This is a genomic window from Prolixibacter sp. DSM 2831, assembly GCF_056493735.1.
Window position 1 is genome coordinate 2,763,420 of record NZ_CM151379.1, and the last position, 26,818, is coordinate 2,790,237.

The window sequence follows — 26,818 nt, forward strand, 5'->3', positions numbered from 1 at the left end:
CAACATCGAAGCCCAACAACAGTAACGATATTAACGACAGAAACAACAGTAACAACATAAACCACAGCAACCACAACATGAAACCTGTAACCTGAAACCAACTTTCTACAAATGCGCGCCGGAAAGCATAAACCCAATCAGATTGATGGTGGAGTGAAACAGCATGGAATAGATGATGCCGTATTTCATCCGGACAAACCCCAACAAGGTTCCCATGATGAGCTGCGGTAGCGTAAGAAACGGTGCCAGCAACAGCACTTCCAAACTCAGGGGATGAAAGTTCGTGACATGGATAAATCCGAATGCTATCACACTCGCATAGAAGAACCAGGGAAAATAACGAACGATAAAGCGCTGCAGCTTCTTCCGGTACAACGACGATGAGAAGAAGGGAATGACACCGACTCCCAAAACGGCAAAGATGATCCCCAGAATCATGTCGCCCTTGATCAAGCGCAAAACAGAAAGCCCCGTGATGATAATGGAAAAAACCCAAAGGTTTTGTTTCAGCGGACGCAGCAACATCCGAAAAAGGGTTTCTTCGAAAAGCGGCGCCAGGAATACGACCGTGATAAACAGCTGCCAGAAAGGATCGTCGAATTCCGACCTGCTTAAGCCCTCCAACTGCATACAGATATGCGCAGGAATAGCTGCCGGAATGACAAGTAGAAAATACAAGAAAATCAGCAGAAAAAAGTACAATCCATCAACAGGCTCTTTCCTGATATACGAAGGATGTTTTAGGTAACGAAAAAACTCCTTTATCATTTTTGTCGGTCATTAGCCAGGTTCATCACAGTAATGTAATCTCGCATCGGTCAAAATGCCTTAACGAATCTAAGGAATCGTTACGTTAAATTCAATTTAAACTACTGACAACAGAATCTCTCCTAACCACACCCCCCAACCTGAAACCAAGATACCGCACGGCCACGATATATCGTGGCCCTACCAGACCGGGAACCAAGTTCAAACACGAAGGCCAACTATAATGCAGGGATAGTTAGGATTCTACCCTGTTCAAATTTCATAGGCATCATTTTTTATTTCGTGCGCATGATTTTTCGATGCCTCCGCAAACCATTCAAAACAAACCGGGACATCATTATTTTCAGCCCTGACACCGTTGAATAAAAACGGCTGTGGGCGGACTTCGCTGACTGGTGGGGAGTGCTCGCTATGTGGTGGGCGGACTTCGCTGACTGGTGCTGACTATCCGCTGAGCGGTGGGCAGACTCCGCTAACTGGTGGGGACCGTCCGCTAAGTGGTGGGCAGCCTCCGCTATCTGGTGGGGAGTGTTCGCTATGTGGTGAACGGACTTCGCCAGCTGCAGCCCGGCATGTACCAGGTGAAAGCCGGCAAGTATGGTTACACCGAGAAACTGCTTGACATTGTGGTGAACTCCGGCGAAACCACCGACCTCACCATTGCCCTCACCAAAAATTAAGCTACCGAAAAGCCCCGCTCGATGCGGGGCTTTTGGTGTGATATTCAATCGATTTTATTTGGTAAACAATAAGTTTCTCTGAATTATTTTCTATCTTAATAAGCCATAAAACAGCAACCAAGTTGTACAAAGAGATATGTGATAAGAATTCTCAACGGATGTGTTTCCACCCAATTAATACATGAAATGAATACCTCTTAATCAGTTAAAAAGACCGCACTAAAATCACAACTAACTCTTTATCAACACGAGCAAAAAAAGCATTCATCTAATAATTGAAAGGAATTTATGAATTACATTGTTTTTGACTGGGACTCTTTTGGGGTGAATATAGTAGCTGGAATTTTTCTACTAATTCCAAGTATAGTGATTTCCATCTGGTTGATTCCTAAATTTACTTTACGATTAATTAAAAAACGAAATATGAAGTATTCTGCAGTAAAGATTGGTGCGATACTGCAGGAATTGAGTGAGTTTTTAATTGATTCTCCATTTAAAAACGAAGAATTGAACAAGGAGCGCATTGCTTTATTCACGAAGAAATCAAATACAGAAAATTATAAATTCATTACTCTTTTCAATATAAACGTTTTTAATCCAATTGTTTTTCCAAAAATGACTTTAGTAATCAATGACTTTTTTAGAATTAGAGAGTTAAACGAAACATATGATATTGTTTCGATGGAGTACGGTAGGATTAAGAATTTTCGAGTTGAAATTGAAAGAATTTTGGCAGCTCATTCTTTGCATATTGAAGATGAAGTTATTCAGAAAGTAAGCTGCTTTTGTTTCGACATTAAAGCTCTCGAAATTAGCTACAAATCCAATACTTTATATGATAGCTTACTGATAGAAACAAAAACAGAAAGAATTGGTGTTTTTGGGTTGAATGAAATTATTAAAGTTTACGAAGCTCTCCTTTATCTAATAAGAGACTTGATAATAGAAGAGCTCTTTGATTATGAAATAGCAACTGATAATTAATGAATCTAATCCCAGAATAAAACGCAATATCAAAAATGAAATATACTCCTGACGAGCTGGAATATTACTTTAGAGAATCGGAGGATGTTGCAAAAAGTGAACCTGTCTTTCTTAACTTGCTTGAAAGAGCAAAGCAAAATGATTTGTCATATACTGAGTCTAAATATTTTTGCACCAATCTTAGACTTGTATATAAAAATTATGGAATTCCTGAGGATTTTGATGTTTGTCAGGAGCATATCTTCAATGACCTTTACAGAATTTTTTATAAAGACTTACATGGAATAACTGAATTGAAGGACAAGTGGGGACGAATGCTCAATGCGGAGCAAAAAAGAGTTGGTTTAAGACAACTCGAAGCTTTTTATGAGGAATGGAAAAAAATCTTAAAATCTAAAGAGACAGGCAATCTCACTAAACAGGTAGCCAAAGAAACCCGGCATGAAATAAAGTCATTGTCCAAAAGTCCTGAATTCTATTTCTCAGGAGTTTTCTATGAAAGTAATTTATTCAAGTTTAAACACAAATCTACTTTTCTACGGTCTAGATACTTAAGAAATATGATGTTTGAATATATAGATAAGCATAGAGAAGAAATCACAATTCATTTTGACAATAAGAGTATTGAATTTAATTTGTATACGTTAGTACATATTTATTTCAGACATTATGCTCGAATAATAAAACAAACAGAACTTGAAAAATCATTTCACAACGACGAAATTGATTATTCCTACATAGGTATTCAGTTGAAAGAAATACTTGAAAAAATAGATGGATTTAAAATTAAGCTCGATAATGATAGAAATGTTATTTTCAAATACAGGCAAAGACTATATTCCGTATGGATATCTCCTAGGAAGCTCAAAAGTGTGAGAGGTGTTTCTGGAATGAAAACGTATTTTAGGATCGATACATTTTATCCAATCGAAAATCAGCAGGAATTAAAAAAGTGCAAAGAAATGGATGAAATAAAAATAGATGACGAGCTATATTTATTTAAATGAAATATGCCAAACAATAATATGGCAGGTAGGAACTCCAATATATCGGGATCGCCCGACAACAAAAAAGTGACCTTTAATCAAAACCAATGCAAATAAATAAGCTCATATCACTCAAGCCACATCGGAATTACAAGGCAACAATTTATTCAATTGCCGTATTGGCGCTGTATATTTTTGTGTATGCATTAATGGTTAAGCATACTTTTAAAAATAACTCAATCCCTACTTTCGATAACTTCGACATTTTCGAGATACTGGTTATTACTTTATGGTTTTTAATCATTGTTTCAATATTCTGGTCATACAGAATTGCCAAACAAACAGGAAGGGAACCTGCCACATGGATAGTGATTGGATTTTTTGCAGGACCAATCGGACTGTTGATTCTCAGTCTTAAAGATTATCAAATAAAGAATAGCGAATTGTTGCACGCTATTAAAATGACCAGAAAAGAGTACCTTAAAGAACTAAGAAGCAATAGAAACAAAGATTCAGATTTCTCCACAGGTTTAGAACAAAAATATCATCAAATACTTACTGAAAGAGCAGCCGAAATAATTACCAAAGAAAAGGTTGAAACCCTAAAAGAGTTAGTAGAAAATGGTGTTATTGACCCAAATACCGATCTGAAAGAAAAGGAAAGAATCATAAAGTTCGTTGAGCTCAATAAGATTAAGGATTCAGAAATAGAAAAATGGAATCCGGAATGGATAGACGATACAAGCCTCTGTCCTGCTTGTGGAGCTAAATTGGACAAAGCATCAAATAACTGTCTGAATTGTGGTTTAAGAATCAAATAACTGTTCTGCGAACAGACGCTACCCGACCATGTACGGGTGATCGTTACCAACGTTTTAACTGATAACAAAACATGATAATACTAGCACTGATATTTCACAAATTGGGCCATTGGGTTCCTTCATGGATTCGAAAAAAGAGCTTTAAGGAGTTGAGAGACACGTTTGGCTGGAATCGATACTTCTTTGAGATGGGTGGTGTTATTATGAATTTGGTTTTGGCATTCCTCATTATTTTATCAATAACACTGACAAGCAAGGAAAAATACCTACTAAATGATAATGCTGTATTTGGGATTGAGTGTAGTGATTATGCCAAAGCTATTGGATTTGAAAACGGAGATAAGATCCTTTCAATAAATAATCAAAAGGTCGAGCGTTTTTCCGACATTCTGAAATCTATAATACTTGCTCCTGGTAATGTTGAAGTCATGGTGAAGCGAGGACGCCAGAATGAAAAAATAATTGTGACCTATGCCGACAAGCTAACACTAATGAAAAATAGTTCGATTGCTCATTTCAAACCAAAGTTAGGGCCGGACTCCACGAATACGTTGCCCGGCAAACAATTGAAATATAATGAACGAAGATTAGGGTTTGGAGATGCTTTAGCAACTTTTTCAACGGCATTGAAAGTAGTGCATAGTTATTTTTTCTCACCAGGAAAATCCAATGCTATTTCAGGCTTTATTGCCATAAAAGGTATTCAGAACCTAAAAGGATTTTTATATCTACTTGCACTTAATTCAATAATAATCGGATTATTAAATTTGATACCGATACCTGGACTAGATTTAGGAAATGCAATAATCACTCTTATTGAAAATATCAGGAAGAAAAAATTTAACAAACACGCATTGAGAGTGGTTAGAATTGTTTGTTCCAGCTTAATCGTGGCTGCTTTTATGGCTTTAATATTACTGAACTAAAGCAAAAAAGGTTGATAACAGTCGACTTCATTGAACAGTGCTATCGGGATGTATTGACAACCTACAACTTACGATTAGACCTTATTTAAACGAGCACGACCAAACAAAACATGGAAACCATCATAACCATATCAAATGTTTTAATTCTTGGGTTAATCATTTCGTTACCGATATTATTGCTTGGTGTGCTGAAAAGGAGAACCTCCAAAAGAATAGCCATCAAGTATTTCCTTATAAGCTTATTCTTAATGGCATTGTTAATTCCTTTATTTGCAGCCTGGACAGATATTTCCAATTTAATGCTTCTTAATCATTATGGATATCGTGTGGACGGCATGAACTATGAAAATGTATTACCCAAAAATAGAGAGCGTGTAGATGACCTTGTAACGAGCATCATGGGAATTGGTTGGCCTTTGAAAGCCATTTTCGGATTTGTTATGACAATCCCCTACCTAATATTTGTGTATCTTGGCAAGACACTGTTTGATAAGACTAAGAAAAACAAGGCCTAACATATTTTCGTATGATAGGCGGGGCTACCCGACCACATACAAGTGACCGTTTGCAAAACTTGAAAAAAGCCAAAGGATTTGAAAGCACCTAATACGAAATATAAAAATGATTGGAAGTCCATGAGTTTAGAGAATCTTGAGAAGGACTATTGGGCTGAACCGACTCATGACAGTCATGTAGTTAAGACCTGTCATCAACTGAGGAAGAAACCACTAAAGGACTTTGAAACGGAAGAGTTACGAATCATGATTAGTCAGAACATTGGACTGAGGTATCTAATTCCTCTGGCTCTCGAGACTTTAAAGGAAAATGTTTTGGCCGAAGGTGATTTCTACGAAGGCGACCTATTGAAGTCCGTCCTGACCATCGACAGAGAATTTTGGAGGAAAGAAAAAGACCTTTTCACAGAACTCGAAGCAATTATCTCGGACAATGAACAAGTTTTAAAAGAACAAGGACCTAAACTTTGGGAGGCCTTTAATGAGATGAAAAAGAAATACAAATTCAAGGAAAAACGAAATACAGCTTGCTTCACATGTATTCACGTAATGACCATGAGCAAACCAATTTTGTTTGTCAGCCATGATGATGATTCAAGTTGGGAATTTACATGTGGAGCAGATGGACACTCGGAGGATGAGATTAAAATAATAAGTTTAGAGGAAGCAACAGATATTGACAGTTCAATAAATGAATTAGCCGATATGCCAGAAGGAGTTTGTGCGGAAAGAGAAAACATTGGAGCAAAATGGATAAAGAAATAAAGACGAGTTCCAACGAACCGCCACCTCCAGGGGGCCAACCGTTCATCATACCATGACCGATAAATTCCGGAATACATACCGAATACCTTCTGCCCGTTTGTCCCATTGGGATTATGGTTCGAATGCCATGTATTTCGTGACCATTTGTACGAAACACCGGGAATGTTATTTCGGGGATGTGGTGGATGATGAAACGGATGACAATGCGGTCGGCGGTGCGATGGACGGGGTAGAGACGCCCGAATCGGGCGTCTCTACGGGGCCACCACCATTGGTCAATCCACGCCATACGAACCCACCATCACCGGCCAATCCCGGTCATACGAACACCACCAAAATACAATTATCCGAAATTGGTTTATTGGCACAAAAATATTGGTTGGAAATTCCCATCCATTTCCCATTTGTTGTTTTGGACGAATTCGTGGTGATGCCCGATCATGTGCATGGGATCTTGGTGATTGATAAAACGGATACCAATGCGGTCGGTGGCGCGATGGATGTAGAGACGCCCAAATTGGGCGTCTCTACGGGGCCACCACCATTGGCCAATCCACGCCGTACGGACCCATCACCACCGACCACCCCGTCACGCACGGCCCGTGCATCACAAAAATGGCATCCCGGCATATTGGGGGTCATCATCAACCAATACAAACGAATGGTAACCATCCGTGCCCGGAAAATACACGCGGATTTTGGATGGCAATCCCGGTTTCACGATCACATCATCCGGAACGATGCATCATTGCAACAAATCCGGAAATATATTCAGGATAACCCTACAGAATGGAAAGGGGAATAACGAATAGCATGTATCGGGAATAGTTCATACCTTTCATATACCATTGATTGTCGGTTGTATGTAAAAAGCTACCGGGTATGAAAACGACCATATCAAATCAGATACGCCTGTTCGTTATTCTGCTATCGACACTTCCCCTGATGGGGAATGCCCAATCCACCTATGTACCCGGCCCGGCCAACATCGATACGTCAAAATTCGCCCATATCTATTTCCTGAGAGACCGTGCAGATGAATTCCCCGACAATTGGTTGGCTGTCATCATGAATGATGATCGGGGATTTTGTGTCAAAGCCAAAATGAATCATATATACCGGGGCAACACGCTCCTGACAGGAGACATCCGGTTTCACACGAGTATTCATCAGGCAAAAGTAGAGATATCCCTTCCCCTTTCTCCCGGGAAAAATTACTACGTCGAATTAAAACCGGAAAGGCAGGATGATAAGAGTATTCTAGGTAGAATGAAAATTCTGGATGAAACGGAAGGCAAAGCCAGAACAGAGGCCTTCCCCAATACGGTGCAAGACCGGTACTGTTTCCTGCCAATCACGGGAAACCATGACTTTCGGGAAAATGCATGGAAAGACACGATTCGTTGGTATGCCAGCAATCAGTATGATTACAGTTTCATGCCGCTGCCCTCCTGGGAGCTCATCGTACGAGCACCATCTCGCACGGCGTTTTCCTTTCGAAACCAATTCATTTCGAATACCTATTCCGAAGGGGGTGGTATCCTTTACCAGCCACTCAAAAAATGTAGTTCTGAAACCGAATTTGAAAATTACTGCCGGGACGAATTCGTCAAATCAACATTAGATAAGCAACGGGATTCATTGATCAGTTGGGAGATGAAACCCGTTACGGTGCCGGATGGGATGAAGTATGCCCAAATTGTTACGATAGAAAACCGGAATATCGGTGATGATTTATCGGACGGCAAGCCCTTACTTATCCGTTCAACGTATGTGGTTTTCTTCTGGACGGATAAGAAAAGCAAAGGAAATACCGCCTGTCTTTACACATCAGAAAGGGGACTCCCGGAAGAATTACATTCTCTTTCAACGTTGGAAGATCGCATCCGATGGTCGTGGGACAGTTTTCGGTTGGTGAAGAAAAATGACGATTAGAGACGCCATGACACCGGTGGCGAAGGCAAACCAGAATATTTTCTATATTAGTTGCCGAAAACTGTAATCAACTATCTCTATGAAAAAATTACTTTTACTTCTCCTGATCAGCTTTTTCACATTAACGTCTTCCACACCTCCAACAGAATTAATGGGAAGCTGGAAAATTTCAAAAATCATCAATACAAAAACCAGGAAACAGGACAATTTCATTGATAAAATGTCTTTTAAGCAAGATGGTGTATTCGAGGCAGGTAAAGGCGACCTGGTTAAAAGCGGAACATGGTATTTTGACGAAGACGAAAACCTGATAACACTAAATGTCGGACAACAGGATGCGCATTATAAAATTCTTAAACTTTCAAAAACAAAATTGGTTATTGAAAATTTTGAAAGTAAAATCTATTTAAAGAAATAACACCATAACCAAAACGATATCATTTTTTGCTGTGCTAACGGTTTTTATGGTTACTGTATTTTTACCACTAGTCAGGTTTCCAGTGGAAAACCACTTTTATTGGATTAAGAAATTGAAAAAAGGAGGTATTAACCTATGGAATATTTGGGTTCATGTTTATGTCGGACTGTTCAATTTAGGGTGGTAGGCGATTTCGAAGATTTTTATTTATGCCATTGTGGATATTGCCGGAAAGATACGGGTTCCGCTCATGCAGCCAATTTATTTTCGACAACAGCAAAACTTGAATGGATAAAAGGTGAAGAAGAAGTTAAGACTTTTCAACTAGCGAACACGGACCATGTAAAAGCATTTTGCACAACTTGTGGTTCGGCACTTCCTAATTTACAAATGGAAGGCAAGCTGTTAGTGGTACCTGCAGGGAGTTTAGATACGAAATTGGACAAAGTACCAGATGGTCATATCTTCATCTCAAAGAAAGCGAATTGGGACGAATCGCTGCATACGTTTAAGAAATTCGAACGGTTTCCAACAGATGATTAAATAGACGGTAGAGACGCCCAAATTGGGCACTGGTGCCCGAATCGGGCGTCTTTACAAACACCACCCAAATGCAATTATCCGAAATCGGTTTATTGGCACAAAAATATCGGTTGGAAATCCCTATTCATTTCCCATTTGTTGTTTTGGACTAAGAACGGTCGCAGAGAATTCAGGTTTCTGTAAAAGTATTTTGATTATCACGAATTAGCACCGGAGATGAAACGTAAAAACATAAAAAAGTCGGGCTGGGAACCCGACTTTTATAAACTAACCTAACCTAACTAAACCAAACTAACCTAACTTAAAGATTCCTATGAAAAAACTTGCTTTTCCTATTTACAAAGATGTCCGTTTTTTCTGTTAACTGATTTGAATAGCTATTAAAGAAAGTTAAACTTCAGGGAAAAGTTGTTAGTGGTATTATAGACCAAAGTGTCTGACTAACTACAAGCACATACGTACTAAGCCACGTCGCCGCTTCTCTCCTCTCCCGACGACTATCATTTTTCAAGAAACATGAATAAGGGTCCAGCTCATCCTGCCTTAAAATCACTCGGCCTTCCTGAATTTAAGCAATAGCTGGCCGTTGCTCCAGAGCGATAACTCCTTTCCTGAAAGTTGATATTGATCTACTTCCTGAAGAATCGCCAGGAATTCCTCCTCTTCGTCCAATAATGGACAGGCCTTTTTGGTCGCAACAACTCCCACGATCTTGATATATGACTCATCAAGCACCAGTTGTCCGCGGAATTGATTACAGCCTGCAAATCCGGCTACCTGGTTTTCCTTCACTTTGAATTCGATGGTCGGATGATTGTGCGGAAAAATCTCCTCAACCGCTTCTCCATCCATTTCGGTTAATTCCCACTTCTCCTCCAAAGCATTTTCCTTCTGTCCGGCCTGTGTCGATTCCGGCAACGCCTTTTCATCGTTCTTCTGTTGGGCTTTCAACTGATTCACTCCTCCCACACCGAAAGTAAGAACACCGAGAAAAATTATCAGCGAAAGCGATTTCATCATTCTTTTCATACGGGATGTTTTTTGTTAGCGTTTGTTGTATCTGAATTTATCTCTACTCAAGTTACGAAATAAAGCGTGCTTTTCTCCCTGTTCTTGAGCAAGAAACAGACCTGCTGAAGACAATAGACATTAGATTGTAGACGTTAGACAAAGTTTCAAGTTAGGGCTGCGCCGTTTCGATTGTTGCTGTTGTTTGGCTGTGTATTTCAGATTTCAATATTCTCCCATTCGCCTTTTCGCCCCATCTCCGCTTCACCGTTGCAGGTTGCAGGTTGCGCTACGCGGTTCCTGTTGTTCCTGTTGTTTCTGTTGTTCTCCTACGATTCACTCAGTAGCGAATAGGTAGGGCCACGATACATCGTGGCCGCGCTCTAATCAGGTTACAGTTTTCCTGTTTCTGTTGTTAAAGAAGTTTTCGGTGTTAAGTTTTAAGTAAAAGATTCAAGACAGGAGACCATAGACTTTCGACCCAGACGCTGCGGTCGGGATTTCGCTTTGCTCAACTTCCGGCTCTTTTATTGTTCATCTCACACTACTTATTATTAATTGATTATCGGGTCTCTTTGTGACCGTTGTGTAAAGCTTAGCTTCCTTTGTGGTAAAAGAAACCATGCAAAAAGCGCAAAGAAAATCCATGCTAATCCCCTCTTACCGGCAACTTCGAAGCTCATTATAAAATTTAGCATTCATAATTTCTTTTTCTCCATCCGTGGTTTCATATTGCAGAATCGGGATATTTTCCGGATTTTTAGCGACCATTATAAGAATGATATGAAACCGATTGAGTACGCACTTGTCTCGGCAGCCATCCTGATAGGGGCTGTATTGTTTTCGAAGATTGTCCGGATGCTGATCACCCGTTCGTTCAAACGGGCGGCCAAACGCATCCAACTCGATCCAACAAACTATAACTTCCTGAAGAATGGAATAAGCTTTCTTATTTTTCTGTTGGCGGTAATCGGTATTTTCTTCATCATTCCCGGGCTACGCACCTTGGGAAGTACGATGCTGGCCGGTGCCGGTATTTTTGCGGCGGCCATGGGTTTTGCGTCACAGCAGGCATTCTCCAATATCGTGAGCGGCATCTTCATCGTCGTTTTCCGACCATTTGGTGTTGGTGATTTCATTAAACTCAGCGAAACACATTACGGTACCGTGGAGGACATCACGTTGCGGCATACCGTTATCCGGAATCCGGAAAACCGGCGCGTTATTATTCCCAATTCCGTGATTAGCTCGGAAACCATCCTTAACTCGAGCATTGCCGACGCTAAAATCTGCTCGCAGGTAGAATTCGATATTGCCTACCATTCCAATATTGATGATGCCATTGCTCTCATCCAGGAAGAGGCCATGAAACATCCCAATCTGTTCGACAACCGGACAGACGAAGAGAAAGAAGCGGGAGAACCCGTGGTGCGTGTCCGTGTCATTGAATTAGGAAACTGGTACGTGCGATTGCGTGCTTACCTGTGGGCCGAAGACAATGGAAAAGCCTTTGTGATGAAATGCGATATGCTGAAAAGCGTCAAGGAGCGTTTCGACCAGGAAGGCATCGAAATTCCGTACCCGTACCAAAACCTGATTCACCACAACTCACAGCAGGAACTGAACGCGTGACACGTGGTTTCAGGTTGGACTTGAGGTTACTGTGGTTACTATCGTTCCTGTTGTTCCTGTTGTTTCTGTTGTTCGGCTTCGATGGACGTATTTTGGTCGTGATGGAGGGATTCCCGCTAGGGATAAATGTTCATCACCTCCGGCGAAACCGGAGGATTTAAGCCCAAAAAATAAAGCAACTCTGAAAGGAGTTGAATATAGGAGAATAACACACTCAGAGGGGGCTAACAGGAAGATTTCGATTCGTGAAATGTGATTTCTAAGCAGTAATGAATTCAACCTGCTTCGGGGTTGTTCGAAAGGGGGGAGCTCCCCGCCCCCAAATTGATTGGGGGTGAAGAATATCTATCCGGCGTTGCCGGAAAAACTCTTTGATGCTGCCGGTCGTACATGGGTAGGTTTCAATTTCCATAAAAAAAGCCGCTGCGATGGCAACGGCTCTATATCGATATTAAGTATGTTTTCTTCAAACCTGCAAAAACAGTTCCTGAAGTTGTTCCTTCACCATTCTTGGGTCCGGGTCAACCGGGAAAACCAAATCCGGTTTCATAAACTGAATTTTATTCTCCTTTTGGAATTTCTGGATACCACCACCGGTAACATTCAGCATAATAACAGCATCTTTCTCCACCTTTCCGGCTTCGACAGCCTGCTTCAGCGAAGCAGCAGCCACAGCAGCGGCAGGTTCCAGATCGATCCCTTCATTCAGTTCGAATAACGTACTGGCTAAATCAGCTTCTTCATTCGTCACCGCCAATACTTCGCCTCCGGCGTCAGTCATAGCGTCATACAAGCCACCTGAAATTCCGTACGGGGGTTTCCGGTTCGACAACACTTTCGCATCAATCTCTTCTACCTGTTTCCGGGCAACGGCATCGTCCATCGGCAGCATTTTCCGCGAACCTGCTTCCCACGCATCTTTTATCGGGGTAAACGGTGCATTCTGCGAAACCATCAGCTTCATCTTGTTCGAACCAAAACGTCCGTCTTCGATAAAACGCAAGTTGGCTTCCCACGCAGCAATCGCTCCAGTTCCACTACCCACTGCCTGGAAATAGTAATCCGGTATTTGCCCGATAGTGGTAACGGCCGAAAGAACTGTTGTTCCCATTCCATCACGACGGGCCACATTCTTGGCACCTCCTTCCGGGAAGAAAATCTCCATTTCGCAGGCGATGTTCGACAGATGAATCGCATCGAAATAATCGCCTCCCGATTCGGTAGCAATCAGCTTCACACACGGGTCAATCGGTTCGTTGAACCAAAGCGCCTTCAGGTTGTCTGAAGGAACACACAGTAGCAACGGGATTTTATTTTCCGAACAAACACGGGCAAACGCACGGGCTGTATTTCCAGCGGAAGCGACAACCATGGTCTTCTCTTCGTTGTAATTGGTCCGGGCGCACACTGAGTACGCCTCACACTCCTTGAAGCTGCCGGTATTCATCACTGCACCTTTCTCCGGCCAGTACCCGTTGAAGGTGATATAGAGGTTCTCCAATCCGAGCTCACGTGCAAATCCTTCGCTTTTGTACGTCACAGGAGCCCCGGAACCATCCAGTACCCGGTTAATGGGCAACCAGTCGGCATATTTATACAAGCCCGGAAGCTCTTCACGTACACGTAATTGTTTTTGCGCATATATTGCCCTAATCAGGGATGGAGTTTCGTTCTCAGGACAGCTCAATTCCCAGTTACCATCGTTGAACCGGGTGCCGCAACACAACGATTCAAGATAATACTCTGTTTTGGTAAAGTTGGCCATAGGAATATCTCATTTATGGGGCAAAAATAAGTTTTTTTTCCAAAGGGCGTCCCCTTTTCCGGTCGGCGTTTACAATCCGGAATGCTTCCAACCAAGTTGCCAGCCCATTATATATTCTTTTTCCACTCTTTTTATTACGCAACATACAAAAGATTACCAAACGGTCAGAAAACGCTTTATACTTATTAGACAAGTCTTGTTTCACCTGCCTTTCTTAACGAGAAGCGGGAAATCAACGGTCCGACAATCTCATGGATAATGGTTGCGCCCATAATCGTCCCCAACAGAGCTTTCGCAAAAGGTTCAAATTCTGGGGTAGCGTGAACTGCCAACGCCAATCCAATCACAATCCCTCCTTGCGGAATCAGACCTCCGATGGTGAAACGGCGCACATTTGCCGACCGGTGCGTCAGGCGTGATGCCACGTATACGCCGGTAAATTTCCCAACGCCCCGGCTGACCACAAACAACAAAATGAGTGACAAAACGCCGGATACAACCGAAAATTCGAGATACATTCCACTTACCGTGAAAAAGAAGAGAAAGATAAGCTCCTCGGTGTAGCGCTGCATTACTTTCTTAATAATATGCCGGTGCGGATTGAAATTGGCAACCATCAGTCCCAGTGCCATGGCCGAAAGCAATCCGTCGATTTCGAGCGTACGGGCAGTTCCAAAACAAAATGCCAGGCCACCAATGATGAGAATGATGTAGGCCCCTTCGGAGACAATCTTTAGCCTATACGCCAGGAAATTGAAGATCCACCCAAATACAACACCTACTCCTACACTAAAAATAATTTCTTTCACCGATGTCAGTAATCCGGTTCCCAAATTGGCCGAAGTGTCTCCCAACATGGAAGAAGTCATATTAATGGCAACCGAATAGATGATGATACAAATGGCATCATCCAGCGCCGCAACGCCCATAATGGTATCGGTCACCTTTCCCCGGGCCTTGTATTCGTGCATTACAGCCAACGTTGCGGTTGGATCGGTAGGTGCCGCCAGTGAAGCAACCAGCATACTAAACGGTAATAAATACGCTGCACCCATATCGAAACCGGTGAGATAGAGGAAAAGATACAGCACCGTCCCAACCAACAAAAAAGCCATAATCGATTCGGCAAAAGCGATGGCAATAATGGAACGTCCCAATTGCCGCAGTTTGGGCATGGTCAATGAGGTTCCCACTTCCATCGTAATGAAAGCGAGACAGAGGTCGGTTATCGGGCGGACATGCAGCGGGAAAACATCAGGTACGATGAAAAATATTCTTGGATTCAGCACAATGCCGGCAACAATGTATCCGGTTACCCGGGGAAGGCCAATGCGGTGAAACACCTGGCCGAAAACATAACCACTTAATAAAATGATTCCGGTAATCAGAAGGGTATCCATAGGTTCAGATTTCATTCGGCTACCATCAAAATTAAGATGATTATGCCGATTTGAAAATTTATACGCACGAAAACCAACGACTAAAATTTGACATAAATCATTTTTATTTTAGTCAATAAACCAGAATTTAACCGTTACGCATATCACGAATTATTTGCTTTAAGACAGTATACTTATCGACCTAACAGAAACCTGCGTATTTTCCGCATTAAACCAGTCGAGCTCCGTGCGTCATCGAATGACAATTTTTAACTCATTCATCAATAAAAACTAACTCACACCCTGTAAAACTACGACCTATGAAAACTATCATCTTCCTTTTGCTTACCACAATTTCAATAACCAGTTTCAGCCAAACAAAATTCGAAAAGGGATATCTCATTAATAACAATGGACAAAGGATTAACTGCTATATTAAAGACAATGATTGGAAGAATAACCCTACAGAAGTGAAGTTTAGAGTCGGTGAAAGTGGCGAAACAAAAATCGCAGATTTAAAGAATACCAAAGCTTTTGGAATTGAGAATAAGGTAGCCTATACAAGAGCTGTCGTCGATATCGATTACTCCTCCGGTGATGTTGCGACTTTATCCCAAAAACGAGACCCTGAGTTAAAAACCGATACCGTGTTCTTAAAAATCCTGGTCAAGGGGAAAGCATCACTTTTCTACTATGAGAACAGCAATCTCATTCGTTATTTCTACAGTACATCAGACAGCCCCATAGAGCAATTAATCTATAAGGAATACATCAAAGGCGACAAGGGAATCTTCAAGAACAGAGATTTTACAGCACAGCTTTGGAAAAATGTCAGGTGCCCTTCAACCTCCATCAATATCATCAAAACCATCCGGTATAACGCGAAAGACCTGGTTGATTATTTTCGAAACTACAATGAATGTGTCAACAAGCCATACACTGACTATACCAAATCGAAAAAGGAAAAACTTTTCTCACTGACAGTTACACCCGGCATCGAAATGGCATCCATGTCAATTGACAGCCGCGAGACGAACCTGATTGATGTGGACTTTGGAAGCAAATTCAATTACCGGATTGGACTGGAATTGAATATGCTCCTCCCATTTAATCATAATAAGTGGAGTATTTTCATGGAACCGACCTATCAACATTATTCAGGTCACGAAGTAATTGAAAGAACCTACTACCTGCCTAGAGATGTAGATGCTGAATACAAATCGCTGGAAATACCGATGGGTTTAAAATACAGCTTCCAACTAAACAAAAAGTCGTTTCTTTTCCTCCGGGGAGGCATGGTTGTCGATATTCCGTTCAATTCCACCATTACGTATACCAATCAGGACCGCCTCTACAAAATCCTTTCGGGAAATAGTTTTACCGTAGGCTTAGGTGCGCAATACAAACGACTCAGTTCTGAATTTCGGTATTATGGGAACCGCGATATTTTAAGTAGCTCTATGTCCTGGGATACCAAATACAGCAAACTGTCTTTTATTCTGGGGTACCGGATTCTTTGAGAGGTTTTATTTCGGATAAAAAAATCCACTATACCTGACAAATCCCCTGTTATGCGGGTTGGAGATTTTGTAACTTCCTTGCAAACAAAAAGAGTATTATCATGAGAATTGATCACATTGCTTATCGCGTTCGCGACCGCTTTGAGACAGCACGATTCTTTACAGAAGGATTCGGTTACACCATCGATCCGGAATTACCGGACGGTTTTGAAATTAAGTTTGACGATGGCTCGACTGCCAAGTGCCTGGTGCTGCTGCCACCCGAAAAATTGAAAAGTGGCATCCCCTGGGATATTCCCGGAGCTGATGGATTGGAATATCATATGGCACCCGAAATTTTCATTTCCGACGGACAAAATCATTCGGTTGTCGAAGAGTGGGTAGCCTCGAAGAATGGCGGCGTTGGCGGCGTTCACCACATCGCTTACCAGGTGGAATCGGTTGAAGCTAAGATGAAAGAGTTCAAAGAGAAGGGGCTGATGGAATTTACGACCGATGAGCCCATTCGCTGCGAGGGCCTGACGCAGGTGTTCACCAAACCCACGCCCTTTACCGGCATCATTTATGAATTCATCGAACGGGAAAAACACGGCTTCTGCCAGGACAGTGTTAAATTCCTGATGGAAAGTACCCGCGATTTGAAATAAGTTTTCCTTCCGGGAAACCGGAAAATAAGAAAGGGGCCTCAACAGCCCCTTTTCTTTATGGTAGTTCTTTCAGTTCGATATTTTTCCAACGTACTTTGATTCCGCCACCGGCGTGAATCTGCAAGGCAATGGATCCGTTGGCCTTTCCGATTTTTTCATCTGTCAGTTTTACCATTTTCTTTCCGTTGAGCCAGGTTTCTACTGTCGGGCCAACCACGCGCAAACGCAACGTGTTCCACTCTCCCATTTTCAGAATATCTTCCTTGTCATCCGGAATTTTCTCCAGCCATCCACGTCCGTAGGATTCGTATATTCCACCGGTATCGTGTCCCGGAGGCGCAACTTCGCACTGCCAACCGGTTATCTTGGTTCCTTCGATGGTGGACCGGAAAAAAACGCCGCTGTTGCCGTTGCTCTCCTGCAAAAACTGAAGCGTCAAATCAAAATTTTTGTAATACTTATCGGTGGCCAGGTAACCGTATTCCTTGTCCGGACCGCTTTCGCACACTAGCTCCCCGTTATCGACATACCATTTTTCGGTTCCGTAAATCGTCCATCCGGTCAGGTCTTTCCCGTTAAAAAGAGAAATGCTTTTGCTGGGCAGCATAAATCCGCTGAACAGCGCTATTGCTGTCAGCAATATTCCTATTTTCTTCATGGTAATTAGTTTAGTCAGGTTAGCAGATTAGAGTTCGCGGATTTTTATATTCCGGAACCAGATGTAACTACCGTGATCCTGCAGGGATATATGGCCGACTTTCGCCATTCCGTAATCCGGAAAGTCTTTCCATTTTCCTTCGTTCTTGCGTTTGTTCCAATCATCTGTCCAACGCTCGAACTCGACCACCTTCTCTCCATTGAGCCACTGCTCCACATGGTTACCGTTAACAATAATACGGGCTGTATTGAAAGCCGGACAACCGACCATCTGCAGTTTCTTCTTCGATTTATCGGCCGTGTACATTCCGTAGTTCGCTCCCGTCAGCTGCCATTCTTCCACTTTTTCCGGGAAACCGACATCATCGAGCAATTGATACTCGGGGCCGGTGTAATACACTGCACCATACTTCGGATCGTCGATCACACCGTACAAAATACCGCTGTTGCCTCCGTGCGAAATTCGCCACTCAAGCTTGAGTTCAAAATTCTCGAATTGTTTATCGGTAATGATGTCGCCACCAATATCGCCGCCTTTCCCAAGCGACATCAGGCTACCATCACGAACCACCCAACCTTTGGTTATATCGTTACCATTGAAACCCTTCCAGCCATTTAACGTTTTGCCATCGAACAGCAATTGCCAACCATCAGCTTTTTCCTGTTCGGTTAGTGTATTCAAGGCTTCGGTTTCGTGTTTCGAAAGGCAATCAGACGCACATCCGGCTTGACCGGCACAGGTAGTTTCCTCAACCTCGACGTTTTCGGTCTTTGTTTGCTTCTTTTGAGTTGACTGGCATCCGGCGAAGATCAGGCCGATACCAAAGGCGATCAGAACAAGTGATTTTTTCATAGAAATAAAAGGTTTGATTAGTTTGTGCATTCGCTGTGTACTAAAACGGGGGGAAAGAAAGAGTCTGTCCAATCCTTCACCCCGCCAGCTGTTCGAAAGCTACTAATTTTTTATCAGCTGAAAAATACTTTTCAAAAGCCCTTTCTTACTGATCCATGAAAAGATCTTCTTTGATTCTCCGGATACGCTTCAAAGCATAATCGACATTGGGATTGTCGGAGTCGCCCATGCGTTTGAGGTATGCCTGGTAATATCCTAACGCAATGGTTTTGTTGTTATTGAATTCCTCGTAAGTAGTAGCCATGTCGAACAATACCCGGGTGCGCGTTGAGTCGTATTCGAGTGCCTTCTTATAACCATCAATAGCATCCTGAAAACGCCGGTCGCGGTCGTACACATCGGCCAGATGATGATAAAAATCCGACAGGTAGCTCGGTGTAGCCAGTTTGATGGCTGTTTCCAGGAAATGGGCACTCTGCTTGTATTCGGCCTTGCGTTTCAGACATAGCCCAATGTAAAAGGCTACCATATCATCAGTTTTCACTTTCTTGTAACACCTTTGAAGAAGCTCTAAAGACTGATCTTCTTTGCGCTCGAAAAACAGGCTAATGCCATAATATTTTTTCACGATATAGGAAGAATCTGCGGGCAATACATGCTGGTAGTAGTCCACTGCTTTTTCGTAATTCTTTGCCAAAAAATTCAGCTCTCCTGCTTTCTTCTTCAAAAGAAGATTATCCGGGAAATGTTCCAGCGCATTCTCAATGTAATCAATGGCAGGCCCATAAAACTTATGCTGTTGCAGAATATTGACTAAATTCAACAAGGAAGCCAGGTCATCGGGATTTTTCTCAATAACCCACTTATAATTGTCGACGGCATCCATAATCCGGTCAGTCCGGTAACAGCTTAATGCATACAGCCGTCGGAAAAGAAAGTTCGTTGAATCGCGGGTCGCTAAATCTTTGAATAGATACAACGCATCCAAATCGCGGTCGAGTTGCAGGTAGAGTTTTCCCAAATCCACCTGTACCTCGCTGTTGTCAGGATCGGTCGTGAGAATCTTTTTGTAAACGGTTACTGCTGCCGGAAGATTTCCGAGCATACTGTAGGCCTCGGCCTGCAACGATAAAGATTGAGCAGTTTCCGGCCCCTTCTTCAAAACGCCTAAAACGTCACTGTATCGCTTTTCTTTCTGGTAGGCTTGCGCCAACAGAAGCAAAGACTCCGGAGCCAGCTTTCCCGCCTCAAGCTTTGGCTGTAAGCGGTTAATCACTTGTTCTGTTTTTCCCTGATAAAGGAGGTAAGCCAGATCCTCATTTTGTCCAGTAGCCGGTAGGTAAAAAGCAAGGAGGAAAATAAGACACAAAGCTGCTTGTTTCAGTTTCTCATTCATATCGGGGGATTTAAGAAAAAAGAGATGCCACTGATTGATATATCGCTGCGGCATCTCCTCCTATTTTATTCAACTGTTTTTCAACGCAAGTGAAATTGCGATACGACCACCCTAAATTCGGGTATGGGATGTCCGGCTATTCACTGCAACACAAAATTGATTGGCACAGTGAACTGGACATTCACTGGTTCTCCTCTTTGCGTTCCGGGTGTCCATTTGGGCAAATTGTTTACAACCCGCAATGCTTCAGCATCCAGCGAAGGAGAAATGCCACGAGCGATCTTTGCTCCTCCCACAGCTCCTGTTTTGGTAACGATGAAGTTAACGTAAACCTTGCCTTGAACTCCATTCTCCTGGGCATCTTTGGGATAATGAATATTTGCCGCAATATATTTTCTAAGTGCCAAATCACCACCTGGAAACTCAGGCATTTTCTCTACGATGAAGAATACAGGAGAGCCCTCGTATTCCGCGTTATCACCTGTATTCTGCCCGGTCATGCTGGCATTTTTCTCCACCGTATTCTCCTGTAGTTTATCAAGAAACTTCTGGGTAAAAATCTGCATTACTCCGTTCTTCACATTATCTTCTCCGTAATGCACGGCGAATCCCTCTAAACTCTTTTTGTCTTTGAAAACGTTAATTTTGGCAATGGATTTCGGATCTAAAGTATCCATCACTGCCTTGCTGGCCACGACCTCATCAATTAAAATTAATGGTTGCTTATCGACTGATGCCGATTTAACAGCAACCTGATCAGTTGCTGGCTCCGACGTTTTTTCGCAAGCAAAAACCACTACCAGCAATAACATGGTCATTAATCCAATCAAGTATTTATATCCGGCCCAACGAGGGGACTTTATTTTTGAAATCATCTTCATTCTGCTTTTTAGTAAGGAATAATTGAAGTTGTTGGCAACCTGAAGCTGAATGCCGGTCACCTGTTCAATCAGCATGGCTTTGTAACGTACAGGCGATATGCCCTTGTTAACTACCAGCGCATCGGCCAGAAATTCGTGGTTTTCCCTAACAGCTCGGCGCAAATACCAGATAAATGGGTTGAACCATTGCACCAGAACGACCAGCTCGAGTAATAAAACGTCGACGGAATGCCGTTGCCGGATATGTACCATCTCGTGTTTCAGGATATGATTGCTTTCTTCCGTTCCGAATTGGAAATCGCGGCCAACAAAAAGCCAGCGAAAAAAGGAAAAAGCGGATGTTTCAAATCCCAGACGGACAATGGTCAGGCCCTTGTATTTGCGTTTTTCACCACTGCGAACCAACAAGACCATCTGGCCCAGTTTCCAGGTAAAACGCAGCGCGAAAAAGAGAATGCCACTAAAATATATCAAACCAATGAGAGGCAATGAAAGAAATATCCCGGATGCATCGGCTCCGGCTCCACCATACACATCTACCGCTTCGAGAACCCGAGGTCCGCTGGCAATTAGCGCCAGATTGGACGATGCCGAATTCAGAAACACCGGAATGTGAAGCAGCGGAAGTATACCGGAAAAAACAGCTGATACGATGAGGTACACACGGTTTAACCGGAAAAACGTCTCTTTGCGAAGAAAGAAGAAATAGACCAGAGTGAGTAAGCCGAGGCTTATTCCCGATTCTGTTATGAAGTTGATATACGTATTCATAATAGTTAAAGTCAGTTGTCAATCATTTATTACTTCATGATGTCTTTTCATCATTTTTATCTATCTCGCGCCGGACTTCTTCCAGCAAGTCATCCAGATCATGAATATCCAGTTTGTCCTCCCGGGCAAAAAAGGAAACCATTTCCTTGAATGAACCATCGAAATAGTTCCGCATAAAACGCTTCCCAAACGAACGGGTGTACTCCTTTTTACTGACGATGGGAAAATACTGGTGCGATTTACCGTATGCCTTGTGATCGACAAAACCCTTTTTCTCCAGTATCCTGACGATGGTGGAAACGGTATTGTAGGCTGGTTTCGGCTCCGGCATTTCGTCGATGATATCGCGTACGAACGCCTTGTCCATATCCCACAGTAGTTGCATCACCTGTTCTTCTGCTCTTGTCAGTTCTTTCATTGTAAGTTGACTATTATTCAATAACATTTATTCCTTCGGCTAAAGGTACCGAAGTCGTTATTTATTTCAAACTATTTTTTTAGTTATTCGAGATAAAAAAATCAGGGCGGCATGCCCCATCTCTTTTCCTTTTTCATATTATCTAGTTTTTCGATTTTGCTATTACCTGTTTCCTGCGCATGGAAATCTATTCACAATAGTAAAACTAATGTTTTAGTTTTCCAACTAAATGATTAGTTTTTGTGAGTAAAAGTATACTGTGAAGAGAAAATAGCCATCTCAAAAATATTTTGGTCTACGAATCGTTTTAAGTGCATACTCTCCTACTTCAACCCCAAATCATTCAGCAGATTTCGGAAAAACAAAAGGAAGGAATTTGCACGAAAATTCAGCGAAGATCATCATGTAGTGTTCGTCAGCGATCGTTCGTTGAGATCTCGTTAAAAACTTGTTAACAAGCTGTTGATAACATGCGTTTTTTGAGCAGGTGATATTGACTATTACTCTGCGTTTCTGTAAGTTTAGATTAATTCCTCTAAACCAAATTATTTCTCATGGAAATTCAGGATTATCAACAGTCGGATTATGTTTTGCGCGATTTGCATGCGACGGCAAAATGGGGCGTATTTCTGTCAATAATTGGCTTTGCTTTTACAGGCATTTATATGGCAGTGGCCGTTTATTCGAGTCGCTTTATTCAATTGCCTGCCGATTTTCCGGCCTTTGCGCATCATTATGCAGCGGAATTCAAAGCCATATTCCTGCTGGTTCCCGGCTTGGTCTATTTTATCCCGAATTTCTTTTTCTACAAGCTGTCCCGGGCTACGTTAAGTGCCTTAACGGGAGAAGAAGTAACTTTACTTCCCAACGAAATCATGCTTCACCGTCGTACCATCGAGCAATTGGGAACATTGATGATTGTTGCCCTGGCATTTATTTCGGTCGTTATTATCCGGTTGTTGCTAACGAGCTCCATCTAAATCAAAGCAACCGAAAATCGTCAGCATCATTTCCTACCGGGAATTTTATCCGGAAGTTTTCCAGGCTTTCCATTGATAATGTGTCTGTAACAACTTCTTCCCTGTTCTCGAGCCGATGCATCACTTCCCCACGCGGATTTACCAACAACGAATCGCCGCAGTAATCAATTTCATTTCCGTCAGTGCCAACCCGGTTGAGACCGGCCACATAGACCTGGTTCTCGATAGCACGGGCTTTTAGCAGTGTTTGCCACACCTGCGTCCGGGAAGCCGGCCAGTTGGCTACATAAAGAGCTAAATCGGTATCTTTCCGGTTACGTGACCAAACGGGAAAGCGCACATCATAGCAGATGTAAAGGGCGATTCTCCATCCTCTGAAATTGACTATCACCCGCTCTTTCCCCGGTTCGAAAACACCTATTTCACCCTCAATCAGGAACAAATGCCTTTTATCATAACTGGCATAACTTCCATCGGGTTGAACAAATAGCAAACGGTTGTAACGACCTCCGGCATCTTCCGTAATAACACTTCCACATACAGCCGCATCCAATTCGGCAGCTTTCTTCTTCATCCACTGCATGGTCTCACCATTCATCGGTTCAGCCAAAGCCAGAGCATTCATCGAAAAACCTGTGGTGAACATCTCCGGAAGGACAATCAGGTCGGTCGATCCTTCAATGGAGTCGATCATTTCCTCTAAATGGTTTCGGTTTTTCTGTGGAGATTCCCAATAAAGATTGGGTTGAATGAGTGTAATACGAAGGTCGTTTCCGTTTTTCATAAGCTGCTTTTTTATTCCAAATCGTCTCCGGTGTTAAACATCTCCGGATGTTTTCCCTGTACGCCCTTGTCCTTGTACCATTGACGCACCCGCTTCAGATCGGCATTCAGGTCATCGGATAGTTCAAATTTTTCATTGAAGCCTATTTCTTTTTTGCCCCAATCAAAATAGCCCAAATAAACCGGAACACCAGCCAAACGGGCCATCGTATGAAATCCGCCTTTCCAGCGCGCTGTAGGCTTTCGGGTTCCTTCGGGGGCAATCGCCAGATGAAGGTAATCACGTGTTTTAAATTCATCCACAACCTGCTTCAGAACGTTAGCCCCTTTTTTCCGGTCGACCGGAATACCGCCCATGGCACGTACGATGTATCCCAATGGCCAAAAGAAAAACTCCTTTTTAATCATCACGTAAGCTTTCCCGCCTACGCTGGTATAATAAATCCATGAAATGACAAAATCGAGAGCTGAGGTATGCGGTGCGCCCAGAATGATACATTTCGATTCGGGAGCCACTCCTCCAATCGCTTTCCATCCCAGGAGCCGTAGTAAAAATCCGGTAAATTTCTTCATTATAGTTTACTTAAAATATCTGCGTTGTTTCACGCAAAAATAGTCCTTTTATCTTCTTTGCACACGCTTATTGAACAATCCATTGTTCCAATTTTTCAGCCTTGCCGTAACGGGTTAACAGCTCAACAGCAAGTTCCACCGCATTTTCAGTTTCTTCCTTACCTGAAAAACCGATAATTACCATCAAGAAACGCTTGGTTGCATTGGTAACCGATGTTCGTTCCGAATCGCTTGTCGGACTTCCAAACGCCGATTCCTCATCACGGAAAACTGGTAAGAATTCGATGTTCAGTTCTCCCCGTCCAATTGCCTGATACGCTTCGTTGTTTTCTCCAATTCCCATTTGAACGTCGCCTTCAATTTTCTCCACATCATAACCCCCGATGGATATCCCGGTTTCCAACGAAATCAGGTTAACCAGATCGACTATGTTATTGATGTGATAAAGTCCCAAACCACGAACGACACGCCGTGTCAAGGCTTCCGCCGAAAGGCGGTACCTTGCCGGGTCTTTTCCGCATGCTTTATAAGCTTTACGCGATGCCTGAATCGCACTTTTCTGGCTAATTTTATTCAGTGGGAGATTCTCCTTAATCCTGTTTTCCGTTTCCTTCATCCTGTTCAACAGCTCCTCTCCCGCCGGTTCGATTTGTACATCACACTCGATACATCCCAAAACCATTTCAGGTACACGCGATTTCAAATCAACGAAAATTTCAATTTTAGTCATCCCTAATCTACTTTTCTGGTTAATTCTATCCGAAAATAATCATTACATTTGATAAAAAGCATAGTTGTGCCTGTTCCCTATATCGACATCCATACACATGACGCGGTTGAACAGGAAGACCTATTTCAGCTGCAAAGCTTGTTTTTACAGGATTTTGAGCAGAATCCTTCGCTGAATTATCCCGTAACAGCCGGCATACATCCGTGGCATGCCCATCTGTTTACGCCGGACGAAGCGCGCGAAATGCTGGAGCGCAACATCGGAAATCCATATATTGTCGGCATTGGTGAAACCGGCCTCGACCGCTCCATTCACACTTCTCTTGCCATACAGGAAGAGATTTTCCAAATTCACATCGAAGCGGCTGAAAAGATAGGAAAACCCCTAATCATTCACTGTGTAAGATGCTGGCAAGATGTGAGCCGATTGAAAAAAGACACCACCATTCCGTGGATATTGCATGGCTATACCGGGAATCTGGAAACAACCCAGCAATTGCTTCGAAAAAACTTCATCTTCTCCATCGGCTCTCACTTACTCGACCGTCGGGCTAAACTTCGCGAGTCGATTGAAATCATTCCGATAGAGAATCTGTTCATTGAAACCGATGATACTAACGTCGATATCAGAGAGATTTACAACGAAGTTGCTCTTCTGAATAATATGCCACCCGAAGATTTGAAAATGCATATCTTTGGCAACCTAAAAAAAATCTTCGGACCGATTGTCCGGGCATAATTTTTTCCTGAAATGAAATGGTACAAACGGACGGAGCTTCTGGTTGGGAGCACCGGAATTGAAAAGTTACAGAACGCGCATGTATTAGTTGTTGGATTAGGTGGAGTTGGTGCTTACGCGGCCGAAACCATTTGTCGTGCAGGTGTGGGCCGAATGACCATTGTAGACGGAGATTCTGTAGAAATGACCAACCGGAACCGTCAGTTACCGGCGCTTGTCTCCAACGAAGGAAAGCCCAAAGCCGAAGTTATGGGCGCTCGTTTCCGGGATATCAATCCGGAGATTGAACTGGAAATTATCAACGAGTACCTGAAAGATGAGCGAATGAAAGAGGTACTCGATGCCCATCCGTATGATTATGTCATTGATTGTATCGATACCTTGTCGCCGAAGGTTTACCTGTTGCAGCAGGCAAAAGAACGAAAGCTTCCGGTTGTGAGTTCCATGGGAGCCGGCGGCAAACTCGACCCGACTCAAATTCAGGTTGCCGATATCTCAAAATCGTATAACTGTGCCTTGGCCAAGATGATTCGCAAAAGGCTGCGAAAACTAAACATCAATAAAGGAATTAAAGTCGTGTTTTCGCCCGAGGACGTAGACAAAACAAAGCTCATTATCGAGGAATCGCAGAACAAGAAATCAACTGTTGGGACGATCTCCTACATGCCGCCCGCATTTGGTTGTTTTATCGGCTCGATCGTTATCCGCGACTTGCTGGAAAAGTAATTTTACTTCTTTTATTCCTG

The 26,818-nt window shown here is 42.7% G+C and carries 29 protein-coding genes; 17 read left to right on the forward strand and 12 right to left on the reverse strand.

Annotated features, from left to right (window positions below; all coding sequences use genetic code 11):
- Positions 1-105: 105 nt before the first annotated feature.
- On the reverse strand, positions 106-768 hold the full coding sequence (locus AC060N_RS11265; protein WP_479523883.1) for a CPBP family glutamic-type intramembrane protease: 663 nt from the start codon (positions 766-768) through the stop codon (positions 106-108).
- Positions 769-1,265: 497 nt separating this feature from the next.
- Here AC060N_RS11265 and AC060N_RS11270 point away from each other — a divergent pair, with 497 nt between their 5' ends.
- The 11 genes from AC060N_RS11270 to AC060N_RS11320 all read left to right on the forward strand — a co-directional run bounded on the left by AC060N_RS11270 (position 1,266) and on the right by AC060N_RS11320 (position 9,341).
- Entirely contained in the window at positions 1,266-1,448 is a 183-nt protein-coding gene (locus AC060N_RS11270) for a hypothetical protein (RefSeq protein ID WP_153639223.1), read from the forward strand.
- A gap of 288 nt (positions 1,449-1,736) precedes the next feature.
- Complete coding sequence (locus AC060N_RS11275) at positions 1,737-2,432, forward strand: hypothetical protein (protein ID WP_479523884.1); 696 nt, start codon at positions 1,737-1,739, stop codon at positions 2,430-2,432.
- Between the two features lie 35 nt (positions 2,433-2,467).
- Entirely contained in the window at positions 2,468-3,439 is a 972-nt protein-coding gene (locus AC060N_RS11280) for a hypothetical protein (RefSeq protein ID WP_479523885.1), read from the forward strand.
- Between the two features lie 86 nt (positions 3,440-3,525).
- Positions 3,526-4,239 (forward strand): zinc ribbon domain-containing protein, encoded by a 714-nt coding sequence (locus AC060N_RS11285; RefSeq protein WP_479523886.1) that lies wholly within the window; start codon positions 3,526-3,528, stop codon positions 4,237-4,239.
- Between the two features lie 71 nt (positions 4,240-4,310).
- Positions 4,311-5,165: a site-2 protease family protein gene (locus AC060N_RS11290; RefSeq protein ID WP_479523887.1), complete on the forward strand. Its 855-nt coding sequence runs from the start codon at positions 4,311-4,313 to the stop codon at positions 5,163-5,165.
- 110 nt (positions 5,166-5,275) lie between these two features.
- Complete coding sequence (locus AC060N_RS11295; RefSeq protein WP_479523888.1) at positions 5,276-5,680, forward strand: hypothetical protein; 405 nt, start codon at positions 5,276-5,278, stop codon at positions 5,678-5,680.
- 78 nt (positions 5,681-5,758) lie between these two features.
- Complete coding sequence (locus AC060N_RS11300) at positions 5,759-6,445, forward strand: contact-dependent growth inhibition system immunity protein (protein ID WP_479523889.1); 687 nt, start codon at positions 5,759-5,761, stop codon at positions 6,443-6,445.
- Between the two features lie 52 nt (positions 6,446-6,497).
- Positions 6,498-7,250: a transposase gene (locus AC060N_RS11305; protein WP_479523890.1), complete on the forward strand. Its 753-nt coding sequence runs from the start codon at positions 6,498-6,500 to the stop codon at positions 7,248-7,250.
- A 77-nt stretch (positions 7,251-7,327) separates the two neighbouring features.
- Positions 7,328-8,380, forward strand: coding sequence for a hypothetical protein (locus AC060N_RS11310; RefSeq protein WP_479523891.1), 1,053 nt, complete (start codon positions 7,328-7,330; stop codon positions 8,378-8,380).
- A 79-nt stretch (positions 8,381-8,459) separates the two neighbouring features.
- Positions 8,460-8,798, forward strand: a complete 339-nt coding sequence (locus AC060N_RS11315) for a lipocalin family protein (RefSeq protein ID WP_479523892.1) — start codon at positions 8,460-8,462, stop codon at positions 8,796-8,798.
- Between the two features lie 135 nt (positions 8,799-8,933).
- Positions 8,934-9,341, forward strand: coding sequence for a GFA family protein (locus tag AC060N_RS11320; RefSeq protein ID WP_479523893.1), 408 nt, complete (start codon positions 8,934-8,936; stop codon positions 9,339-9,341).
- 549 nt (positions 9,342-9,890) lie between these two features.
- Here the strand turns inward: AC060N_RS11320 and AC060N_RS11325 are convergent.
- Positions 9,891-10,370: an META domain-containing protein gene (locus tag AC060N_RS11325; protein WP_479523894.1), complete on the reverse strand. Its 480-nt coding sequence runs from the start codon at positions 10,368-10,370 to the stop codon at positions 9,891-9,893.
- A gap of 762 nt (positions 10,371-11,132) precedes the next feature.
- On the opposite strand from AC060N_RS11325, the gene AC060N_RS11330 reads away from it, so the two are divergent.
- Positions 11,133-11,981 carry a mechanosensitive ion channel family protein gene (locus tag AC060N_RS11330; RefSeq protein ID WP_479523895.1) on the forward strand — a complete coding sequence of 283 codons (849 nt, stop codon included), beginning with the start codon at positions 11,133-11,135 and terminating at the stop codon, positions 11,979-11,981.
- Between the two features lie 466 nt (positions 11,982-12,447).
- Here AC060N_RS11330 and AC060N_RS11335 read toward each other — a convergent pair whose 3' ends face one another.
- Both AC060N_RS11335 and AC060N_RS11340 read right to left on the reverse strand, forming a co-directional pair.
- Entirely contained in the window at positions 12,448-13,746 is a 1,299-nt protein-coding gene (locus AC060N_RS11335; protein ID WP_479523896.1) for a cysteate synthase, read from the reverse strand.
- A gap of 185 nt (positions 13,747-13,931) precedes the next feature.
- Positions 13,932-15,146, reverse strand: coding sequence for a cation:proton antiporter (locus tag AC060N_RS11340; protein WP_479523897.1), 1,215 nt, complete (start codon positions 15,144-15,146; stop codon positions 13,932-13,934).
- Positions 15,147-15,445: 299 nt separating this feature from the next.
- On the opposite strand from AC060N_RS11340, the gene AC060N_RS11345 reads away from it, so the two are divergent.
- Positions 15,446-16,645, forward strand: a complete 1,200-nt coding sequence (locus AC060N_RS11345) for a hypothetical protein (RefSeq protein ID WP_479523898.1) — start codon at positions 15,446-15,448, stop codon at positions 16,643-16,645.
- 101 nt (positions 16,646-16,746) lie between these two features.
- Complete coding sequence (locus AC060N_RS11350; protein WP_479523899.1) at positions 16,747-17,292, forward strand: VOC family protein; 546 nt, start codon at positions 16,747-16,749, stop codon at positions 17,290-17,292.
- 55 nt (positions 17,293-17,347) lie between these two features.
- On the opposite strand, the gene AC060N_RS11355 is transcribed toward AC060N_RS11350, so the two are convergent.
- The 5 genes from AC060N_RS11355 to AC060N_RS11375 form a co-directional block, all read right to left on the reverse strand.
- Positions 17,348-17,950: a 3-keto-disaccharide hydrolase gene (locus AC060N_RS11355; RefSeq protein WP_479523900.1), complete on the reverse strand. Its 603-nt coding sequence runs from the start codon at positions 17,948-17,950 to the stop codon at positions 17,348-17,350.
- A 27-nt stretch (positions 17,951-17,977) separates the two neighbouring features.
- Positions 17,978-18,802 (reverse strand): 3-keto-disaccharide hydrolase, encoded by an 825-nt coding sequence (locus AC060N_RS11360; RefSeq protein ID WP_479523901.1) that lies wholly within the window; start codon positions 18,800-18,802, stop codon positions 17,978-17,980.
- Between the two features lie 145 nt (positions 18,803-18,947).
- Positions 18,948-20,198, reverse strand: coding sequence for a tetratricopeptide repeat protein (locus AC060N_RS11365; protein ID WP_479523902.1), 1,251 nt, complete (start codon positions 20,196-20,198; stop codon positions 18,948-18,950).
- Between the two features lie 140 nt (positions 20,199-20,338).
- Positions 20,339-21,850, reverse strand: a complete 1,512-nt coding sequence (locus AC060N_RS11370) for a TonB family protein (RefSeq protein ID WP_479523903.1) — start codon at positions 21,848-21,850, stop codon at positions 20,339-20,341.
- 34 nt (positions 21,851-21,884) lie between these two features.
- Positions 21,885-22,268, reverse strand: coding sequence for a BlaI/MecI/CopY family transcriptional regulator (locus tag AC060N_RS11375; protein ID WP_479523904.1), 384 nt, complete (start codon positions 22,266-22,268; stop codon positions 21,885-21,887).
- Between the two features lie 554 nt (positions 22,269-22,822).
- Here AC060N_RS11375 and AC060N_RS11380 point away from each other — a divergent pair.
- Complete coding sequence (locus AC060N_RS11380) at positions 22,823-23,248, forward strand: hypothetical protein (protein WP_479523905.1); 426 nt, start codon at positions 22,823-22,825, stop codon at positions 23,246-23,248.
- Between the two features lies 1 nt (position 23,249).
- On the opposite strand, the gene AC060N_RS11385 is transcribed toward AC060N_RS11380, so the two are convergent.
- From AC060N_RS11385 to AC060N_RS11395, 3 genes are all read right to left on the reverse strand, one after another.
- Positions 23,250-24,032, reverse strand: coding sequence for an amidohydrolase (locus tag AC060N_RS11385; RefSeq protein ID WP_479523906.1), 783 nt, complete (start codon positions 24,030-24,032; stop codon positions 23,250-23,252).
- 11 nt (positions 24,033-24,043) lie between these two features.
- Positions 24,044-24,604 carry a 1-acyl-sn-glycerol-3-phosphate acyltransferase gene (locus tag AC060N_RS11390; protein WP_479523907.1) on the reverse strand — a complete coding sequence of 187 codons (561 nt, stop codon included), beginning with the start codon at positions 24,602-24,604 and terminating at the stop codon, positions 24,044-24,046.
- 67 nt (positions 24,605-24,671) lie between these two features.
- Positions 24,672-25,334 (reverse strand): B3/B4 domain-containing protein, encoded by a 663-nt coding sequence (locus tag AC060N_RS11395; RefSeq protein WP_479523908.1) that lies wholly within the window; start codon positions 25,332-25,334, stop codon positions 24,672-24,674.
- A gap of 66 nt (positions 25,335-25,400) precedes the next feature.
- Between AC060N_RS11395 and AC060N_RS11400 the strand changes: the two genes are divergently transcribed.
- Positions 25,401-26,072: a TatD family hydrolase gene (locus AC060N_RS11400; RefSeq protein ID WP_479523909.1), complete on the forward strand. Its 672-nt coding sequence runs from the start codon at positions 25,401-25,403 to the stop codon at positions 26,070-26,072.
- Between the two features lie 12 nt (positions 26,073-26,084).
- On the forward strand, positions 26,085-26,798 hold the full coding sequence (locus AC060N_RS11405) for a tRNA threonylcarbamoyladenosine dehydratase (RefSeq protein WP_479523910.1): 714 nt from the start codon (positions 26,085-26,087) through the stop codon (positions 26,796-26,798).
- Positions 26,799-26,818 lie beyond the last annotated feature (20 nt).

Coding starts and splice junctions, on each gene's coding strand:
- AC060N_RS11265 (WP_479523883.1), bottom strand. CDS start 768: ATGATAAAGGAGTTTTTTCGTTACCTAAAACATCCTTCGTATATCAGG.
- AC060N_RS11275 (WP_479523884.1), top strand. CDS start 1,737: ATGAATTACATTGTTTTTGACTGGGACTCTTTTGGGGTGAATATAGTA.
- AC060N_RS11280 (WP_479523885.1), top strand. CDS start 2,468: ATGAAATATACTCCTGACGAGCTGGAATATTACTTTAGAGAATCGGAG.
- AC060N_RS11285 (WP_479523886.1), top strand. CDS start 3,526: ATGCAAATAAATAAGCTCATATCACTCAAGCCACATCGGAATTACAAG.
- AC060N_RS11290 (WP_479523887.1), top strand. CDS start 4,311: ATGATAATACTAGCACTGATATTTCACAAATTGGGCCATTGGGTTCCT.
- AC060N_RS11295 (WP_479523888.1), top strand. CDS start 5,276: ATGGAAACCATCATAACCATATCAAATGTTTTAATTCTTGGGTTAATC.
- AC060N_RS11305 (WP_479523890.1), top strand. CDS start 6,498: ATGACCGATAAATTCCGGAATACATACCGAATACCTTCTGCCCGTTTG.
- AC060N_RS11310 (WP_479523891.1), top strand. CDS start 7,328: ATGAAAACGACCATATCAAATCAGATACGCCTGTTCGTTATTCTGCTA.
- AC060N_RS11315 (WP_479523892.1), top strand. CDS start 8,460: ATGAAAAAATTACTTTTACTTCTCCTGATCAGCTTTTTCACATTAACG.
- AC060N_RS11320 (WP_479523893.1), top strand. CDS start 8,934: ATGGAATATTTGGGTTCATGTTTATGTCGGACTGTTCAATTTAGGGTG.
- AC060N_RS11325 (WP_479523894.1), bottom strand. CDS start 10,370: ATGAAAAGAATGATGAAATCGCTTTCGCTGATAATTTTTCTCGGTGTT.
- AC060N_RS11330 (WP_479523895.1), top strand. CDS start 11,133: ATGAAACCGATTGAGTACGCACTTGTCTCGGCAGCCATCCTGATAGGG.
- AC060N_RS11335 (WP_479523896.1), bottom strand. CDS start 13,746: ATGGCCAACTTTACCAAAACAGAGTATTATCTTGAATCGTTGTGTTGC.
- AC060N_RS11340 (WP_479523897.1), bottom strand. CDS start 15,146: ATGGATACCCTTCTGATTACCGGAATCATTTTATTAAGTGGTTATGTT.
- AC060N_RS11345 (WP_479523898.1), top strand. CDS start 15,446: ATGAAAACTATCATCTTCCTTTTGCTTACCACAATTTCAATAACCAGT.
- AC060N_RS11350 (WP_479523899.1), top strand. CDS start 16,747: ATGAGAATTGATCACATTGCTTATCGCGTTCGCGACCGCTTTGAGACA.
- AC060N_RS11355 (WP_479523900.1), bottom strand. CDS start 17,950: ATGAAGAAAATAGGAATATTGCTGACAGCAATAGCGCTGTTCAGCGGA.
- AC060N_RS11360 (WP_479523901.1), bottom strand. CDS start 18,802: ATGAAAAAATCACTTGTTCTGATCGCCTTTGGTATCGGCCTGATCTTC.
- AC060N_RS11365 (WP_479523902.1), bottom strand. CDS start 20,198: ATGAATGAGAAACTGAAACAAGCAGCTTTGTGTCTTATTTTCCTCCTT.
- AC060N_RS11370 (WP_479523903.1), bottom strand. CDS start 21,850: ATGAATACGTATATCAACTTCATAACAGAATCGGGAATAAGCCTCGGC.
- AC060N_RS11375 (WP_479523904.1), bottom strand. CDS start 22,268: ATGAAAGAACTGACAAGAGCAGAAGAACAGGTGATGCAACTACTGTGG.
- AC060N_RS11380 (WP_479523905.1), top strand. CDS start 22,823: ATGGAAATTCAGGATTATCAACAGTCGGATTATGTTTTGCGCGATTTG.
- AC060N_RS11385 (WP_479523906.1), bottom strand. CDS start 24,032: ATGAAAAACGGAAACGACCTTCGTATTACACTCATTCAACCCAATCTT.
- AC060N_RS11390 (WP_479523907.1), bottom strand. CDS start 24,604: ATGAAGAAATTTACCGGATTTTTACTACGGCTCCTGGGATGGAAAGCG.
- AC060N_RS11395 (WP_479523908.1), bottom strand. CDS start 25,334: ATGACTAAAATTGAAATTTTCGTTGATTTGAAATCGCGTGTACCTGAA.
- AC060N_RS11405 (WP_479523910.1), top strand. CDS start 26,085: ATGAAATGGTACAAACGGACGGAGCTTCTGGTTGGGAGCACCGGAATT.